Genomic DNA, 16532 nt, shown 5'->3' with positions numbered 1-16532 from the left:
GGGTCGAACAACAAGGCGGCAACCAAATTCCATCAGCGTTGGCATTTGCGCATCAGGTAGGTCACGCGCCATGCCACCACGATAGGCAAGGTCGGCGCGCTCAATCCGGCCGACGGCAGCCAGTTGAAGGTTTGACTCTGCAGCCGTCATTGGCAATGCCCAATTCTCCCTGATCCGGGAGCGCCCGAAAGGTGCGCTTCGCTGTTTTCTGGCCGTCCTTCCATCAAAATTATGCAAGGGCAAACCTGCCGTTTCTTCGCACCCACATTGAATTCTAACCAGAATCAAAAAAAATTCGGATAACAAATCGTATGGCTTTATCTCGCGTCTTAACCGCATTGCTGCTAGCTGGACTGATCACGGGGACGACCGCACACGCACAGGTGACACTCAACTTCGTGAACGCCGATATCGACCAGGTCGCGAAGGCGATCGGCGCGGCCACCGGCAAGACGATCATTGTCGACCCACGCGTCACAGGTCAGTTGAACCTAGTATCGGAAAACGCAGTGCCTGAGGATCAAGCGCTGAAGACGTTGCAATCGGCGCTTCGCATGCAGGGCTTCGCACTCGTGCAGGATCATGGCGTGCTGAAAGTGGTGCCCGAGGCCGACGCCAAGCTGCAAGGCGTGCCGACCTACGTCGGCAACGCGCCGACGGCGCGCGGCGACCAGGTCATCACGCAGGTCTTCACGCTGAGGAATGAGTCGGCCAACAATTTGCTGCCGGTACTGCGTCCGCTGATCTCGCCGAACAACACGGTCGCGGCCTACCCCTCCAACAATACGATCGTCGTCACCGACTACGCCGACAACGTGCGGCGCATCGCCCAGATCATCGCGGGTGTCGATAGCGCGGCCGGCCAGGCGGTTGCAGTCGTGCCGCTGAAGAACGCGAATGCGATCGACATCGCGCAGCAGATGAACAAGATGCTCGATCCGGGCTCGATCGGCAGCACGGACGCGACGCTCAAGGTGTCGATCTCGTCCGATCCGCGCACCAACTCGCTGCTGATGCGCGCGTCGAACACCGCACGCCTCGCGGCGGCCAAGGAACTCGCGAAGCAGCTCGACATGCCGACCACGATGCCGGGCAACATCCACGTCGTGCCGCTACGCAATGCCGACGCGACGAAGCTCGCGCGCACGCTGCGCAGCATGCTCGGCAAGGGCGGCGGCGAGGGTTCGTCAGGCGGCGCGAACGAGGCCAACTCGTTCAACCAGAACACGAGCGGCGGCGGCGGTGGTGGTGGCGGTGGCGGTCTGTCGAACAGCGGCTATTCGACGGGCTCGTCGGGTACGCCGCCGTTGCCGTCGGGCGGCCTCGGCGGCGGCTCGATGAACTCGCCGATGGGCGGCGGCGCTTCGGGCTCGAACAGTAATACCGGCGGCTTTCTCGGCGGCGACAAGGAAAAGAGCGAGGATCAGGGCGGCGGCATGATTACCGCCGATCCCGCGACCAACTCGCTGATCATCACCGCGCCCGAAGCGACGTACCGCAACTTGCGCGCGGTGATCGACCAGCTCGATGCGCGTCGCGCGCAGGTGTATATCGAGGCACTGATCGTCGAGTTGAACTCGAATACGAGCGGCAACCTCGGCATTCAGTGGCAGGTCGCGAACGGCAACCTGTTTGCCGGTACTAACCTCGCGGCGGGCACGGGCAACAGCATCATCAACCTGACGCCGGCCGCGGCCGCTGGCGCCGGAAAGGGTCTCGCCACGGCTCCCGCCTCGAGCGCAGCGCCTGTCCAGCAAGGTCTGAACATCGGCTGGCTTCACAACATTTTCGGCGCGCAGGGTCTCGGCGCGCTGCTGCAGGCGCTGTCGCAGATCGCAGACGCGAACGTGCTGTCCACGCCGAACCTGATCACGCTCGACAACGAAGAGGCGAAGATCATCGTCGGTACCAACGTGCCGATCCAGACCGGTTCGTACTCGAACCTGACGAGCGGCACGACGAGCGCGGCGTTCAACACGTTCGACCGCGCCGACATCGGTCTGACGCTGCACGTGAAGCCGCAGATTACCGACGGCGGCATCCTGAAGCTGCTGCTCTACACGGAAGATTCGGCGATCGTGAACGGCACGAACAACGCGGCGACGAACCCGGCGAGCCCGGAATTCACGAAGCGTTCGATCCAGTCGACCGTGCTGTGCGATAACGGCGAGATCATCGTGCTCGGCGGCCTGATGCAGGACAACTACCAGGTCAGCAACAGCAAGGTGCCGCTGCTTGGCGACATTCCCTGGCTGGGCCAGCTGTTCCGCTCCGAGCAGAAGACGCGCAACAAGACTAACCTGATGGTGTTCCTGCGCCCGGTCATTCTCGCCGACCGCGACACCACGCAGGCCGTCACGGCGAACCGCTACGACTACATCCAGGGTGTGCAGGGCGCGTACCGTCAGGACAACAACATCATGAGGGATCGCGACGATCCGGTCGTGCCGCCGATGCCGCTCGGCCCGAGCCAGGGCGGGGTGCCGGCGATGAACCTGTTCGACCTGAACCAGATGCGCCGCCAGCAGATGATGCCGCAGCAGGCACCGCAACAGGTTCCTCAACAGGTACCGCCGCAGGCCGTGCTGCAAGCTGGCGCGCAGACCACGACCCAACCCGTGCCGCAGACGATGCCGCAACCGGCCGTCGTCGAGCCGGCAAGCGGCCCGGTGTCGAGCACGGTGTCGCCGGGAGCGCGTCCGTGACGCAGATGCCCGCGCAAACCGCGCCTTCGCAACGTCCGCTGAACGGCGATGCCGCGGCCGGCGAGCGCGCGGCACCCTCCCCGCTTGCCGCCCGGCTCGTGCCATACGGTTTTGCGCGCAGCGGCCAGATCCTGGTCGCGCATCAGCATGCCGATAGCCTCGAAGTCTGGATCAGCGAGCGCACGAGCGAAGCCGCGCTTGCCGAAATCGCGCGCAACTACGGCGTGGTGTCGGTCGTGCGCGTGCCCGCCGACGATCTCGCGCAGGCGATCAACCAGGCCTATGCGCGCCAGGACGGCAGCGCCGCGCAGGTGGTCGGCGAAGTCGAAGGCGAAGTCGATCTGTCGCGGCTGATGCAGGACATCCCCGAGGTCGAAGATCTGCTCGAATCGGAAGACGACGCGCCGATCATCCGTATGATCAACGCGCTGCTCACGCAAGCCGCACGCGAGCAGGCATCGGATATTCATATCGAGCCGTTCGAGAATGCGTCGGTGGTGCGTTTTCGCGTCGACGGCACGCTGCGCGACGTGGTGCGGCCTAAAAAGCGCTGCACGGCGCGCTGATCTCGCGGATCAAGATCATGGCGCAGCTCGACATCGCGGAAAAACGTTTGCCGCAGGACGGCCGCATCACGCTGCGCGTCGGCGGTCGTCCGGTCGACGTGCGGGTATCGACGCTGCCCACCGGCCACGGCGAGCGCGCGGTGCTGCGTCTGCTCGAAAAAGACGCGGCACGGCTCAATCTCGAAGCGCTCGGCATGGCATCCGACACGCTCCGCCAGTTCGACAAGCTGATCGGCAAACCGCACGGCATCGTGCTCGTGACGGGTCCGACCGGCTCAGGCAAGACGACGACGCTATATGCGTCGATGTCGCGACTGGAGACGGCGACCACCAACATCATGACGGTGGAAGACCCGATCGAATACGACCTGTCCGGCATCGGCCAGACCCAGGTCAACGAGCGGATCGGCATGAGCTTCGCCCGCGCATTGCGCTCGATTCTGCGTCAGGACCCGGACATCATCATGATCGTTGAAATCCGCGACCTCGAAACCGCGCAGATTGCGGTGCAGGCGTCGCTGACCGGCCACCTGGTGCTCGCGACGCTGCACACGAACGACGCGGCATCGGCCGTCACGCGTCTGACCGACATGGGCGTCGAGCCGTATCTGCTCGCCTCGTCGCTGCTCGGCGTGCTCGCGCAGCGGCTCGTGCGGCGACTGTGCCCGGTGTGCCGCGAAGAGCGCACCGAAGAGGACGGCAGCAAGCGCTGGCATCCGGTCGGTTGCGACCGTTGTGGCCAGTCGGGTTACGCGGGACGCCGCGGCGTCTACGAGCTGTTGCTGATCGACGAAACGATCCGCTCGCTGATCCACCGCAACGCGGCCGATGCCGAAATTCTCGAAGCGGGCCGCGCCCAGGGCATGCGCACGCTGCGCGAGGATTCGGAGCGCTGGCTCGCGTCGGGACTGACGTCGCTCGAAGAAGTGATTCGCGTGACGGGCGGAGCATAAGCGCAGGCGGCATTCCGTGGAGAATGACATGAGATTCTCTTTTTCTGATGCGCGCCGTGCGGCTTCTGCGTTGCCTGCGGGACGAGGCTCCCGCCGGAAAGTGCAGCTACGGCAGCGCGGCGCCGCCATCATCAGCGCGTTGCTGGTGGTGACGCTATCGGCAATTCTCGTCTCCAGCATTTTGTGGCGCCAGCAGGTGCAGGTTCGACGGATCGAAAGCCAGCGTCTGCTCGCGCAGGCGCAATGGGTCGCGCGCGGCGCGCTGGACTGGACCCGGCTGATCCTGCGTTCCGAAGGCGATACGTCGGCGGGCATCACCTATCTGGGTGGCGTGTGGGGCGAGCCGATCGCGAAAACGCGGCTGTCGGATTTTCTCGGCCAGATCGGCGAGGTGCGCGCTGAGCAAGGCGCGGCCACGTACCTGTCGGGCTCGATCGAGGACGCTCAGTCCAGATTCAATCTGCGCAATCTGGTCGCGAGTCCGGCACCCGGCGTGACGCAGATCAGCGCCGAGCAGATGGCCGCGTATCAGCGCCTGCTGGTCTCGCTCGGCCTGAGCGGGCAGCTCGCCAAAGTGACCGCGCTGCACGTGCGCGCGGGGCTGTCACAATCGGCGACGCGCTTTCAGACCGGCACGTCGATCAGCAGCTCGCCGCAGGTCGGCGGCGGCGGGATGACGGGCGGCAACTTCACCAACCAGCCCGCCATCGAGGACGGCGAGGACAACGTGGCGGTCGCGCCGCTGCTAATGACGGGCGTCGATTCGCTGCTCGACATTCCGGGCTACACATCGGAGATCGTCGCAAAGCTGCGGCCGTTCGTGACCGTGCTGCCGACCGTCACCGCGATCAACATGAACATCGCGTCGGCCGAAGTGATCGCGGCGGTGGTGCCGGGCATGACCGTGTCGCAGGCGCAGGCGTTGGTCGCGCGGCGCCAGACCGTGTTTTTCCGCAACGCCGGCGACGTGCAGCTCGCGCTGACCGCCGCCGGCGTGCAATCGGCGTCGATCGATCCGAATCAGTTCGACGTCAATTCGAGCTACTTTTTAGTCCACGGCAGTGTGCAGCACGAGCGCGCCGAAGTGGATCGCACGACGCTCGTCTATCGCGATCCGCTGACTCACACTACGCGTATCGTGCGGGTACAAGACCAACTATGAATAACGCAATCCACAGAGAGAGTGGCCTTTGAGCACGCTGATCGTCCTATTGCCGCTGCGTGATCCGGCGGTGCCCTCGCAGGAGTGGCAACTGCCCGAGCTACCGTTCGTGCTGCTCGATAAGGCCGGGCGCACGCAGCGCGCCGGGCGCTCGGCGCTCGCGCTGCTGCCGCGCGCGAACACGACGGTGCTGACCCGGTGGTCGTCCGCAAACTGACCTCAATGAAGGTCGGACGCCACGAAAGTCAACGACTCTACAACTAACCTTGGCAAATCTGCCACGTTTGGGCTGAAAATGGTCATCACCGTCGAGCGCAATCGGCACGGCGGGAGAATCAGGTCGCGAACGGCCCCCGATGGGCAGTTCAAACTCCTCCACTTGTGGGCGGCTAAATTCCCCCAGGCAGGACGAGCGGATTATGCGTCGGATTCCTCAGTGACGGCAAGCCTGGCAGCAGCTTCCCGGAGTCGATAGCTCTTGCCTTCAAACTCGAGGAGTTTGGAGCGATGCAGCAGACGATCAAGGATCGTCGAGGCCATGGTGCTGTCGCGAAGGTAGCGCCCCCAGTCCTGGACGACACGGTTGGACGTGACGAGGATGCTGCGACGTTGCTTGTAGCGTTGATGGACCAGTGTCTGCAGCAATTCGGCCGCGGCATCGGGAATGCGTTTGGCGAGGAACAGATCGTCAAGCACGAGGAGTTCGGGCTCGACCAGGGCCTTGAGCAGCCGGTCCTGATCGGCACGTGTTTCCACGGCATAGCCGGCGAACACGGTGTCGGACTCGACGTATCGCACCTTCATTCCCTGCAGGGTGGCGTTGTAGGCGATAGCCTTGGCGATATGACTTTTGCCGGTGCCGGGTTTGCCGATCAGCAGCGCGTTGTCGCTGTCGGCGACGAACTTCAGCGTGTGTAGCTCGAAGCAGGCCTGCCGGGGGACTTTCGTGTTGAAGGACCAGTCGAAGTCGCTCAGGGTTTTGCGCTCGTCCAGGCCGGACTGCTGGAAGCGTCGTTCGAGAAGCCGGGACTGTCGTCGATCGAGCTCGTCCTGCAGAATCATGGAGAAGGTTTCAAGGAATGGCTGCTGGCTGGCCTGGGCTTGCAGCACCCGGGTTTCCAGTGTCGCGCTGATGCCGGACAGGCGCAGTTCGCGCAGGGCGCGGTCGATTTCGGCAAGGCTCATGCTCAAGAGAGATCTCCGTTGGGTGATGGCATGGCGGCGCTATGCTTGGCGCCGAGGGTGAACAGGTCGGCGTAGTCGTCGCCGTCCCGGATGAGGTGATGTTCCTGAGTCAAGGGCAGTTCGCCCTGGACGGGCGCGTCCAGTTCGGCCAGCGCCTGCTCCAGCAGACGCTCGGTCAGCGCCTTGACCTGTTTGTAGCTGGGCATGCCTTCTCTCATTGCGATCTCGCAGGCCGATTCGATCAGGCGGCGGGGATAGCGCCGGACCAGGCCGACGATGCCCCAGAGCTTGCGCTGACCGACTCGCCCTTCGGTGTCGAACAGATGCTGGCACAGGCGTTCGGCCGATGGCCCGATCGTCCTGGCCTGCGCGAGGATGCGGCGCGTTTCCCGGGAGGGATTGAACGGTCGCTCGTCGTGCGGCAGGATCACTGTTCCCGGCCTGTCGGCCAGAATGTGGGTGCGCAGCAATGTCTGTGTCTGGAGGTTGCGGATTTCCAGGTGACGGGCAAATTTACGCACCAGCACCTTGCTGCCAATGGGAGCCGGTTGGGCAGCGTAACTGCTGTGGTCGACCCGTACGCACGTGTCGTCGCAGACCGTGTAGACCTTGTCGGTGAAGTATTCGAAGTTGCGCGCCGGCAAGGCACGCAGATGGGGGCGCTCTTCCTCGAACATCGCCTGAACCTGGCGACGGGTACTGCCGTGGATCCTTCTGGCCGCCCAGTTCGATTCCCATTGATCAAGGAAGGCGTTTTGCTCCTCGATCGACTCGAACCGGCGCCCCTTCAGGGCCGTGCCTTGGGTATGCTGGATAGCGTTCTCGACGGTGCCCTTGCGATTCGGATCTCGTACGCGGGCTGGGTCCGCCACCACGCCGTAGTGAGCGAGCATGGCTGCATACACCGGATTGAGCTCCGGCTCGTACAGGTCCGGTTTGATCACGCCTTCCTTCAGATTGTCGAGGACGACGTATTGCGTTACACCACCCAGCTGGCGCCAGGCCTGCTCGTGCAACTCGGCCCAGACCTGTTTGCTGGACTTCCACACAACGCGGCGGAAGCTGCGTCGCGAGTACCGAAGCGTCATGACGAACAACCGCGGCTTGCGGTAACGGTTTGTGCCCGGCACCCTGGTCAGGGCCCCCTCGCCATAATCAACCTGGGCTTCTTCGCCAGGCTGGAAATCCAGCCGGTCAAACTGGGCCGGTTCATGCTGGCGCAATGTCCGCACCAACCGCTTGACGCTGTCGTATCCGGCAGCAAAGCCAAACCGGTCCACCAGATCCTGGTAGATGGCCATGGCGTTGCGCCGCAGCCGCAACTGGGCCTCTATGAACTCCCGGTGTGACTCGCAGGCCGATATCTGGTTGCTCTTTGCCGGTGGGCAGGGTGGAGGAATTTGCAGCCCGGAGCCGGTGGGCACCGTGGGGGAATTTGCCTGCGCCGCCGCGAATTGCTCCTGGTACTTGCGGATCGTCTTACGGTCGACTCCCGTAATCCGGGCAATCTCCCGCTGACGTTTGCCCGCGGCGATGAGCGTGGCGATGGTTGTTTGCAGATGCGGCTTCAAGACATTCACTCCAACAACCCCTCTTTTTCTTCATTCGAGGGGTGTAAGGTAACGTCCTGCCAGACCGCGCCAGCGTCATGCTCCGCGTGTCTCTAGGTGGGGGATTTTAGGTGCCCACAGGTGGGGGAATTTGCCCGCCCATCGGGGCGAACGGCCGGCGAACGACGCTTGGTTCGACGCAAGAATTGAACAGAATCAACTCGAACGCCGCCCCACCATCAGCATTGCCGCTGTGCCCCCGATCGCCCGTCCGCTGGGGTCCAGACGCGCGCGCAACCCGGACGCATAGGTGTGTGCGAAGAGAATCGTGAAGCCCAGCAACGCTCCCGACGCGGAATAGACCGAGAAGTCCACCGTATCCGTGATGTCAATTTCGAATACCGCCAGCAATAGAGGCATGACGGATATGACGGTGGTCGCGATAACCTTCCATTCGAGCAGCGCCGCGATCGGCGACGGAAACAGCGTGACGATACCGTACCGCACCAGAACACACGTCCAGCTTTGGCCGTGACGGAGGCCGCGCGCCACACTGATATGCTGATAGAAGCTGAAGGTACCTCCCTTTGTCATGGCCTCACCGCGATCGCTGCCCGGACGCGAAAAGAAAGGTATTGCGCCACCAGCGTCCCGACCCAGAGGCAATGCGATCAGGACCAGTATGTCCGCATAGTGCGCCATCATCAAACTCAGCCATGCCGCGCACGCTCTCGATCCTGGGGTATCCGTCCTTTTCGGGTGGCGTCAAACTCGCCTGATAGCGCTTTGTCACCTTGGCGCCGTGACCTGTCTTTGATTTCAGTTTGAATGACGGTTGGAAGAAGTTGATATACAGCCGCGACACTTGATAAAGTGAGGCAAGTGTTTTCTGTGGCTTCGAGACCTTGTAGCCTGCCGTCCCCCACCAGATGACGTACAGACGGCGCCATTCTTTTGCGCGACCCGCGCCTGATCGTTTTTCTTGCAGGCACGCCAACGCACCATCTCGATACCCGTTGCCTTGAAATCAAAGACGGCCGGGTTCATGAACGCGCAATCGTTATCGCAGTCCAGACCAAGGCAGATATCGCATGGCTGGACGAGCTTCGCCGGCATTCGCTTGACCTGATCTCCCATTTCAATCAATCGGCCATAAAGGAAGATCATTGAGATCCTCACACTCAAACCGGAGGGGGACCAAACGAACTATACGACGGTCGGATGGCGCCGCGAAACGCTTCCGACTTGTCGCCGTTTGATCCGCTCGTCAGCAACGGCAGCACACAACGTCGTCAAATCTCGCGAGCTAACCCGAATCCCTGCTGATCAAACAACCGACGGTAAGTACTATCATCGAGCTGAACGAGCCGGTCGTGGCTTCCTTCCTCGACGAGGCGGCCGTGATCAAACACCAGCAGCCGATCGAGCGCACGAACCGTGGACAGGCGGTGTGCAGCCACGAGTGTGGTACGCCCAACCATCAACCGCTCCATCGCCTGCTGAATCAGCACTTCACTTTCGCCGTCAAGGTTCGAGGTCGCTTCATCGAGAATAATGATTGGCGCGTCTGCCAAGAAAGCACGAGCGATAGCCACTCGCTGACGTTCACCGCCCGAAAGCTTCACGCCGCGATCGCCCACCAGCGTGGCATATCCGTTCGGTAACGCGGCAATGAACTCGTGCGCGTTCGCTAGCGCGGAAGCTTGCTCGATCTCGGCCTGCGTCGCGTCCGGCTTACCATATGCGATGTTCTCCGCGAGCGAACGGTGAAACAACAACGGCTCTTGTTGCACGATAGCGATCTGCCGTCGCAGCGAAGTCTGCTCAACTTGGGAAATGTCTTGCCCGTCAATCCTTATGCGACCATCGCTGAGATCGTAGAGCCGCTGGATTAGTTTTATGAACGTAGTCTTTCCCGCCCCTGAACGGCCCACCAGCCCAACGCGCTCACCGGGCGCAATGGTTACTGAGAAATCCTTGTACAAAGGCTCCCGGACGTTGTCGTATTGGAAAGTCACCCGGTCGAAGCAAATCTCCCCTCGTCGAATCTCGATAGGACGCGCACCTGGCCGGTCCTCGATGCCAGATCTCTCTCGCTCAAGCAGAACTAGTTGCTGCATATCATTCACAGAGCGTTGCAGGTTGCGTACGTGCATCCCAACTTCGCGTAGATAACCTTGCAAGACATAGAACATTGTTAGCGCAAACGCGATGTCACCGACGCTTGCTTCATCGCGCACGCGGAACCATAGTGCGGCACTGAGCATCGCGGTTTGCATCAGCACGAGCATGCCGCTCTGGACTCCACCATTGGTCGTGCTGCGCGCCCACATGCGAGCCGTATGCTTACGCCACTTGCTGACTATGCGGGCAAACCTAGCTTCTTCTCGGCTCTCGGCGCCAAACGCTTTCACGAGCGAGTTACAGGCTATCGCGTCGGAAAGCCTACCTCCCATGCGGGTGTCCCACAGATTGCTGATGTGCGCGGCGGGCGCTACATAGCCGAGCGATAGCGACACTGCGACCGTAATGTACAGCAGCGAGCCTGCGCCAACCAAGACACCCATCAGCGGCCAGCGAACACCAAGCAGTATCGTCGCGCCACCCAGCATCAGCAGCGAAGGCAGCAACGCGAGAAGCAGCGTGTCGTTCATCAGTTCTAGTGCCCACATACCGCGCGTGATCCTATGTACTGTCGCACCGGCGAAACTATTCGCATGCCAATCGGTGGAGAGACGTTGCACTCGGCAAAATGCGTTCGACGCGACGTCGCTTATCATGTTCAACGTCAGCACCATAATGTTGTGAAGCGTGAAATGTCTCGCCAAGGTCGTGCCAACTCCCAATGCAATCAGCAAACCAAAAGTACTTGCTGCATGGTGCCACGCAGCGGACTTCAAGCCCATATCACCGCCACCAGCTGTCAGCGCATCCACCAGTCGCCCAGAAAAGAATGGCGTCACCACCTCGGCAAGGGTGGCCAGTAATGCGAGCGTCGCGATCGCGGAAATTCTCACAGGCTGTTTGCGCCAGTATCGTACAGTAAAGACTAGTACGCACTTAAACGCCCGCATGTCAAACCAAGGTTTCTTTTTCGCCATCATTTATATATCGACGTATCTCACTTCGTGGAATGAAAGAATTAAGCTTCATCAATCATAGGTCGTATTGAAACCAAACATTTGGCTCGACATAAACGATGCAATTTTGCTCCATTGAAACGAGCACCGGCACCAATGCCCCATCGACCTCAGCACTTCCGGAATGTTCGAATATTTGCCCTGTCCATCGTGACCATTCCGAAATCGTTCCAACGATGGTCATGGAATAAGGGGCAATTTTCATGAGCCTTCCTCCAGCACCGAGGTGGGTTCGCAACCAAGAATCCATCGGCAAACCGTCGGGGCGTTGTAGTCGCGTATACTCGAGCATCGGCATCCCGGGCACATGGTGTTTCTGGCTTGGCCGAACGGGGACCGAAAGCTTTGAGAATCCCGCCATTTTGGCACATTGCTTCAACGCATTCAGCAGTGCCAGCGCATTACCGAGACCTCTCGCCTTTGGCAGTAGGGTAATTTCGAGTGCGCTTATCGTCGTTGGTTCACGGCCTAGCAGACTGTCTTCGTGAGCCCAGCGGATAACCTCATCCCAACCGCCGTCCGGCAATTCCATGCGGCCCTCGATGTTTGAGGCAAATGGAACGCCGAAAGCGCGCCCAACGACCTCCTCGTCGACAAGCCCAGCATACGCGAAGTCTAGGTATCTTGAGAAGACTCCCGCGCCAAAATAGAGCTTTGCGGTTCGATCATGGCGCATAAAGTCCGGCCACATGCTATCTAACTCGCTCGAAAAAACAAGAGGAATAAGTTCCGGCCTCTCTCGCAAAGAAAATATTTTCAAATTCATCTCCGAACTCCGACGGGAATCATTAAATTGCATCGCTCATATTCTTTCTTACAGCCCCCCGAATGGATAGGATCATCAATGATCTTGAGAACGTTAGGCACTTTGTGCCGGGCTTTGTATCCTGACGGGGCGAAATAACACAGGCCATAGCCAACCGATATATCGGATGAAGATTGATACTTCGCCACTGCGTATCTGACGTTGATGAACAAAGACACGCCGCGTCGCTGCAATGAATTGCGCGAGATGTTCAATGCACTGCACTGGATCGTGCGCGCGGCTATGCCGTGGCCTTTGTTGGCCAATGACTTTCCGCCGTCCGGCAGTAATGTCGATATGGCGGTCGATATCTTCGACCAGTTGCTTGCCGCGCATGTGATGCCGGCCAACGAACAGGAGCATGCTCTGGTCGGAGAATTGGCGCGCCAGATTCAGCACGCCAAAGGCCAGACGGTCAAGGTAGCGTTCGCCGATCAGGGATATACCTGCGAAGAGCCTGCACAGGCCGCACTCGACGAAGAGATCGAGCTTCAGATAATCAAGCGGATTGAGGCGAAAAATGGCTTCGTGCCGTTGCCGCGCCGCTGGGCGGTCGATCGCGGCTTCGGCTGGCTCAACCGCTTCCACCGACTGGCAGGACACCAACGGCAATTCCCCGAGACCATGGCCGGCCTTTCTGTCGTACCCCCCGTGTTTATGCCTATCCACTGTGCATTCCTTAACAAAATTGCCTTCTAACACCACAAGCGCGTCCCCGTTGAGCACAAGCTCAATCCAAGTTCCCTGTTGATATATGCAATGCACGCGCGGCGTGAGATAGTGGAGAACTGTGGCTGGACAATCGGTCATGTTGGATCAAATGCCCCCATTGATGAAAGACGCGTCCAGAGGCCTCATTCTCTGACCGGGAATGGATATCCACGCCGTACTATTGAGTTGCGCTCCCCGCGGGTCGACCCGCTTCACATCACCGCTAGCACTGCAAAGTGATCGTTTCTATTTGCTCGTGATGTCAGTGCCATTTTCTCGTTGCAGGTTGGCTGACAGCCTTGAATCGGAGTCATTGTGCCACTGGTTCGAGTTTGAAAATCATTACCATATTCGAGCAACGCCAAAGCAAATATCGCGCTCTCTCGACTATTGCGATCGCCGCCCGCCAGTAGGCCCGGCGCTCGACCAAGATTGCTTTAAGTCAGGATACAAGCACCCTGTTCTTAGCGAGAAGAGATACCTTTTCCAACACAGAAATGGCACGTTCTACTAGATATTCAGCGCTGTTATCTTTCTCGCAAACGGCCTCCACAATTAAGCGCGCGCTAAGACTCATCCGCAGCGCAGAAACAGGAACCCCATCGATCTCGCCACATAAAACGGGTTGGCCCAATTCGCAACGCGCGGACAATATTTTTCGTCTTACTCCGCGCGAATTCCCACCAAGGTCTGCTTTCATTCGATTGAAGATTTTGGTGGTCTCCTCCGCGCGCAGCGGCCTTCTTCGGTTATTAAACTCGAACAAGATGAAAGGAAAAATCGTTGGTATCTGATCCCACGTCGACTGATTTTCCGTTGGACGGCGCTGCAAGGCGGGTTGTTCCAGGAGACTAAGCTGTTGCGAATTACTCATCCATGACGTAATAGCGTTATAGAAGTTCTCCACGACCTTTCTGACACCTTCCGCGGGGATGCCGTGAAAATCCCGCAGTTCAGTGAGGGCAGCCTCCCACCGCAAAAGCAATCCAAAGTTGCTTGCATTGTGAAGCGACATGATGCCATTCCAATGTGGCGGCCACTCTGCGCGCGCGCTATTGACGCGAAGTGCCGGATCGACCGGCCGCATCATCAATCTGCATGCTGCGTCTGCCGGAACCAGCAACATTGCGGAAAATGGAGGGCCGCTAAAAAACTTTGATCCAGTAATGATGACAATACTATCCGCACGGAGGTAACTAACTAACGTGCTCGATGCCAGCCTGAATTGAGAGGCATCGATGACAGTCTCGATGATGTTTGGCCAGCGCCGCTTGAGTTCGAGGACACGATCCGGACTGGGGCCCAACACGCCGGTCTTGGAGACGTCGGTTAATACGATCAAAATGCGATCATACTGCTTTACAGCACTCAATACCGTTGCTTCAAGTTCGTCATCAACCTCAGCAATGGGTCGGAGACTGCCGTCCTCTGAGCGAATTGCTATCGACTCGACGTGATTGACATCGCCGAAATCTCCCACATTCCCATCGTTCATCGCGGGGGGGTAGCGATGATACAAGGCGCCCGCCAAAGCACGCGCGACACCGCTCCCCGTCTCTTCCGGTTGAACCATGATCGCCAACGTTGTGCGAGAGCTGGTCCCGGCCACCAGTCTTGCGACAAGCATGTGAGCATCTGTGCCGGAAGCGGATACAATAGCCTCCAACCCAGATAGTTCTCCTAAGCCACACAGGTCGATAAATTCACTACGCAGCCTCGACATCTCCTCCAAATAAACATCCGCCGGATTTCTCTCCCGTAAGCTACTCAAGAGATGGGAGCGTAGTTGTTGCGCAGCAGAGTGGCCAGATAGGGAAATAGTAGATGCCGTGGCGGAGCCAAATGCTAACAGTCCTGTATCTGGTATCGGTCGCCCCCCATATTTGTTGATCATTGCGGCGGTGTCGAGTTCGATCCGCGGGTCCCCTCCTTGCGTTAGGGCTTCGAAAGTCGACGGGAGGTAACTGTCGAGATTGTGCCAGCGCGTTGTCATAGCGTCAGGGCCCTATTGTTCGCGGGTGTGGTGTGCTGCTTAAGCATAAGGAAAGCGCGCGTGCAAGAATCCGACGGTTTTCCGGCACGGCCATCATTGTCACGTGATCGCCGGGAATCGGTATGGCGTGAATGGCCTCGGGATTTAGAACTCGGTCCCAGCCATGCATGGGTGCAATCTTCTTAGCCTCCGTTGCATCCGGAGTGCGCCCAGCCCGGAAATTCTCGGGAAGCTCAGATGCATAGAACTGGTGAATTTCGACTTGCAGGGATGGAACCTGATAGTTCAGTAACGCGTGCTGAAAATGGATATACGTTTCGACGGTTTCGTAGAAATCCGCTTCTACAACTATCGCCCCAATTTCCTGTGCCTTTTGGAGTAGTAGCGGAACAGAACTGTTCCTAGCGCAGCGCTGTAGCAGTTCGAATCGTTCATCGTCCAAAGACTCCAGAGGTTCAAATACCATTTCGAGTATTATTTCGGCATCAGATTTTTTCGGAGAATTTGCTGGCAGCGGGGCATCGATAAGACCCAGAAAAGATACCGTTTCATCGAAGCGCAGCAACTGCTGAGTAATCGCGTAAGCGAGGATCGCACCGGACGAATATCCGGCAATCCGGTAGGGAGCTCGTGGCTGAATCTTCTTCATCGTCAACAGTGTATGTGTTGCGATCTCCTCAAGAGTCAGTGAACGATCTTTGAAGGAGGGCCATGGTAGAGCGTAGATGGGACTATCCACTTCCATTTCTTTTGCTAAAGTGGAGACATACGAAAAATCTCCATAGCCTGTCGGAACAAAGAAAACGGGAGGCTGAGTTCCCGCCAAACGGACCGGCAACACTCCAGACACATGAGGATCCATGTCCATCTCGACCCTGGAGGCAAGATCCTTCAGGACGGGGGCTTCGAATAGATCGATAGCGCTTAATTTCATTCCCCGATCCAGTGCTCGGCTGAGCAGCCGCACGGCCAGCAGCGAATGGCCGCCCAGCTCGAAGAAGTGGTCATGCCGACCGACCCGCTCCAGCCCCAGCAGCTCCGCCCACAGCTGCGCCAGCACCGTCTCGAGCTCCCCGCGCGGCGCCTCGTAGCCCCGCCGCGCATACGCATCGTCCTGCGGCGCCGGCAGCGCCCGGCGGTCCAGCTTGCCGTTCACCGTCAGCGGCAACTCCGCCAGCGGCACGAACGCCGCCGGCACCATGTAGTCCGGCAGCTGCCCCACCAGATGCGCGCGCAGCGTCGCCGCAAGCTGCGCTTCCTGCGCCTCCGCTGCGGCCACCACATACGCCACCAGCTGCGGCTCGCCGGCCCGCTCCTCGCGCGCTACCACCACCGCCTCGCGCACCCACGCATGTCCGCACAGGTGCGCGGCCACCTCGCCCGGCTCGATGCGAAAGCCCCGGATCTTGACCTGCTCGTCGGTGCGCCCCAGAAACTCCAGATTGCCGTCCGGCAGGTACCGCGCCAGGTCCCCCGTGCGGTACAGCCGATCGCCCTCCACAAAGGGACTGGCGATGAACCGCTCGGCTGTCAGCTCGGGGCGGTTCAGGTAGCCACGCGTCACGCCCGCCCCGCCAATGTAGAGCTCGCCCACCGCCCCGAACGGCACCGGCTCGTCATGACCGTCCAGCACGTACACCCGCGTGTTCGCAATCGGACGGCCGATCGGTACACCTTGATGTGGCACGCCGAATGGGGTGTCAATAGGAAAAAAGGATGACCAGATGGTTGTTTCGGTTGGCCCGTAGAAATTCTTTACAGA

The 16532-nt window shown here is 59.8% G+C and carries 11 protein-coding genes and 2 pseudogenes; 6 read left to right on the top strand and 7 right to left on the bottom strand.

The window, feature by feature from the left end:
- Positions 1-311: 311 nt before the first annotated feature.
- The 4 genes and pseudogenes from gspD to QFZ94_RS40500 form a co-directional block, all read left to right on the top strand.
- The gene (gene gspD, locus QFZ94_RS40515) at positions 312-2705 is read left to right on the top strand and encodes a type II secretion system secretin GspD (protein WP_429463719.1); all 2394 of its coding nucleotides are present in this window, start codon (positions 312-314) and stop codon (positions 2703-2705) included.
- A gap of 5 nt (positions 2706-2710) precedes the next feature.
- Positions 2711-4224 (top strand): annotated as a pseudogene (gene gspE / locus QFZ94_RS40510) (type II secretion system ATPase GspE).
- Between the two features lie 28 nt (positions 4225-4252).
- Positions 4253-5386, top strand: a complete 1134-nt coding sequence (gspK, locus tag QFZ94_RS40505; RefSeq protein ID WP_429463717.1) for a type II secretion system minor pseudopilin GspK — start codon at positions 4253-4255, stop codon at positions 5384-5386.
- 28 nt (positions 5387-5414) lie between these two features.
- Positions 5415-5579: pseudogene (locus QFZ94_RS40500) on the top strand (type II secretion system protein GspL); the annotation flags it as partial.
- A gap of 224 nt (positions 5580-5803) precedes the next feature.
- Here the strand turns inward: QFZ94_RS40500 and istB are convergent.
- From istB to QFZ94_RS40485, 3 genes are all read right to left on the bottom strand, one after another.
- Positions 5804-6571 (bottom strand): IS21-like element helper ATPase IstB, encoded by a 768-nt coding sequence (gene istB, locus QFZ94_RS40495; RefSeq protein WP_429455436.1) that lies wholly within the window; start codon positions 6569-6571, stop codon positions 5804-5806.
- Positions 6572-6573: 2 nt separating this feature from the next.
- Positions 6574-8151, bottom strand: coding sequence for an IS21 family transposase (gene istA / locus QFZ94_RS40490; RefSeq protein WP_429455387.1), 1578 nt, complete (start codon positions 8149-8151; stop codon positions 6574-6576).
- A 186-nt stretch (positions 8152-8337) separates the two neighbouring features.
- On the bottom strand, positions 8338-8826 hold the full coding sequence (locus QFZ94_RS40485; RefSeq protein ID WP_429463715.1) for a hypothetical protein: 489 nt from the start codon (positions 8824-8826) through the stop codon (positions 8338-8340).
- A gap of 249 nt (positions 8827-9075) precedes the next feature.
- Between QFZ94_RS40485 and QFZ94_RS40480 the strand changes: the two genes are divergently transcribed.
- Positions 9076-9291, top strand: coding sequence for a hypothetical protein (locus QFZ94_RS40480; RefSeq protein WP_410853149.1), 216 nt, complete (start codon positions 9076-9078; stop codon positions 9289-9291).
- Positions 9292-9413: 122 nt separating this feature from the next.
- Here the strand turns inward: QFZ94_RS40480 and QFZ94_RS40475 are convergent, their stop codons facing one another.
- Together QFZ94_RS40475 and QFZ94_RS40470 are read right to left on the bottom strand one after the other, a co-directional pair.
- A complete protein-coding gene (locus QFZ94_RS40475) occupies positions 9414-11222 on the bottom strand; it encodes an ABC transporter ATP-binding protein (protein WP_429464299.1) in 1809 nt (602 codons plus the stop codon).
- Positions 11223-11277: 55 nt separating this feature from the next.
- Positions 11278-12027 carry a Long-chain-fatty-acid--CoA ligase gene (locus QFZ94_RS40470; RefSeq protein ID WP_410853150.1) on the bottom strand — a complete coding sequence of 250 codons (750 nt, stop codon included), beginning with the start codon at positions 12025-12027 and terminating at the stop codon, positions 11278-11280.
- A gap of 195 nt (positions 12028-12222) precedes the next feature.
- On the opposite strand from QFZ94_RS40470, the gene QFZ94_RS40465 reads away from it, so the two are divergent.
- Positions 12223-12765 carry a transposase gene (locus tag QFZ94_RS40465; protein ID WP_429464297.1) on the top strand — a complete coding sequence of 181 codons (543 nt, stop codon included), beginning with the start codon at positions 12223-12225 and terminating at the stop codon, positions 12763-12765.
- A gap of 454 nt (positions 12766-13219) precedes the next feature.
- Here QFZ94_RS40465 and QFZ94_RS40460 read toward each other — a convergent pair whose 3' ends face one another.
- Positions 13220-14770 carry a hypothetical protein gene (locus QFZ94_RS40460; protein WP_429463713.1) on the bottom strand — a complete coding sequence of 517 codons (1551 nt, stop codon included), beginning with the start codon at positions 14768-14770 and terminating at the stop codon, positions 13220-13222.
- Positions 14771-14774: 4 nt separating this feature from the next.
- Positions 14775-16532: thioesterase domain-containing protein (locus tag QFZ94_RS40455; RefSeq protein ID WP_429463711.1), on the bottom strand; the 1758-nt coding region annotated here is incomplete at its 5' end.

Origin of the sequence: Paraburkholderia sp. JPY465 (genome assembly GCF_050436725.1) — a bacterium.
In the GTDB taxonomy this organism is placed as follows: Bacteria; Pseudomonadota; Gammaproteobacteria; order Burkholderiales; family Burkholderiaceae; genus Paraburkholderia; species Paraburkholderia youngii.
Note: the sequence above shows the minus strand (reverse complement) of the source record. Positions and strands in the feature narration are given on the sequence as shown.

What these genes read in the sequence shown, in the direction of transcription:
- gspD (WP_429463719.1), top strand. Translation starts at nt 312, where the DNA reads ATGGCTTTATCTCGCGTCTTAACCGCATTGCTGCTAGCTGGACTGATC.
- gspK (WP_429463717.1), top strand. Translation starts at nt 4,253, where the DNA reads ATGAGATTCTCTTTTTCTGATGCGCGCCGTGCGGCTTCTGCGTTGCCT.
- istB (WP_429455436.1), bottom strand. Translation starts at nt 6,571, where the DNA reads ATGAGCCTTGCCGAAATCGACCGCGCCCTGCGCGAACTGCGCCTGTCC.
- QFZ94_RS40485 (WP_429463715.1), bottom strand. Translation starts at nt 8,826, where the DNA reads ATGATGGCGCACTATGCGGACATACTGGTCCTGATCGCATTGCCTCTG.
- QFZ94_RS40475 (WP_429464299.1), bottom strand. Translation starts at nt 11,222, where the DNA reads ATGGCGAAAAAGAAACCTTGGTTTGACATGCGGGCGTTTAAGTGCGTA.
- QFZ94_RS40470 (WP_410853150.1), bottom strand. Translation starts at nt 12,027, where the DNA reads ATGAATTTGAAAATATTTTCTTTGCGAGAGAGGCCGGAACTTATTCCT.
- QFZ94_RS40460 (WP_429463713.1), bottom strand. Translation starts at nt 14,770, where the DNA reads ATGACAACGCGCTGGCACAATCTCGACAGTTACCTCCCGTCGACTTTC.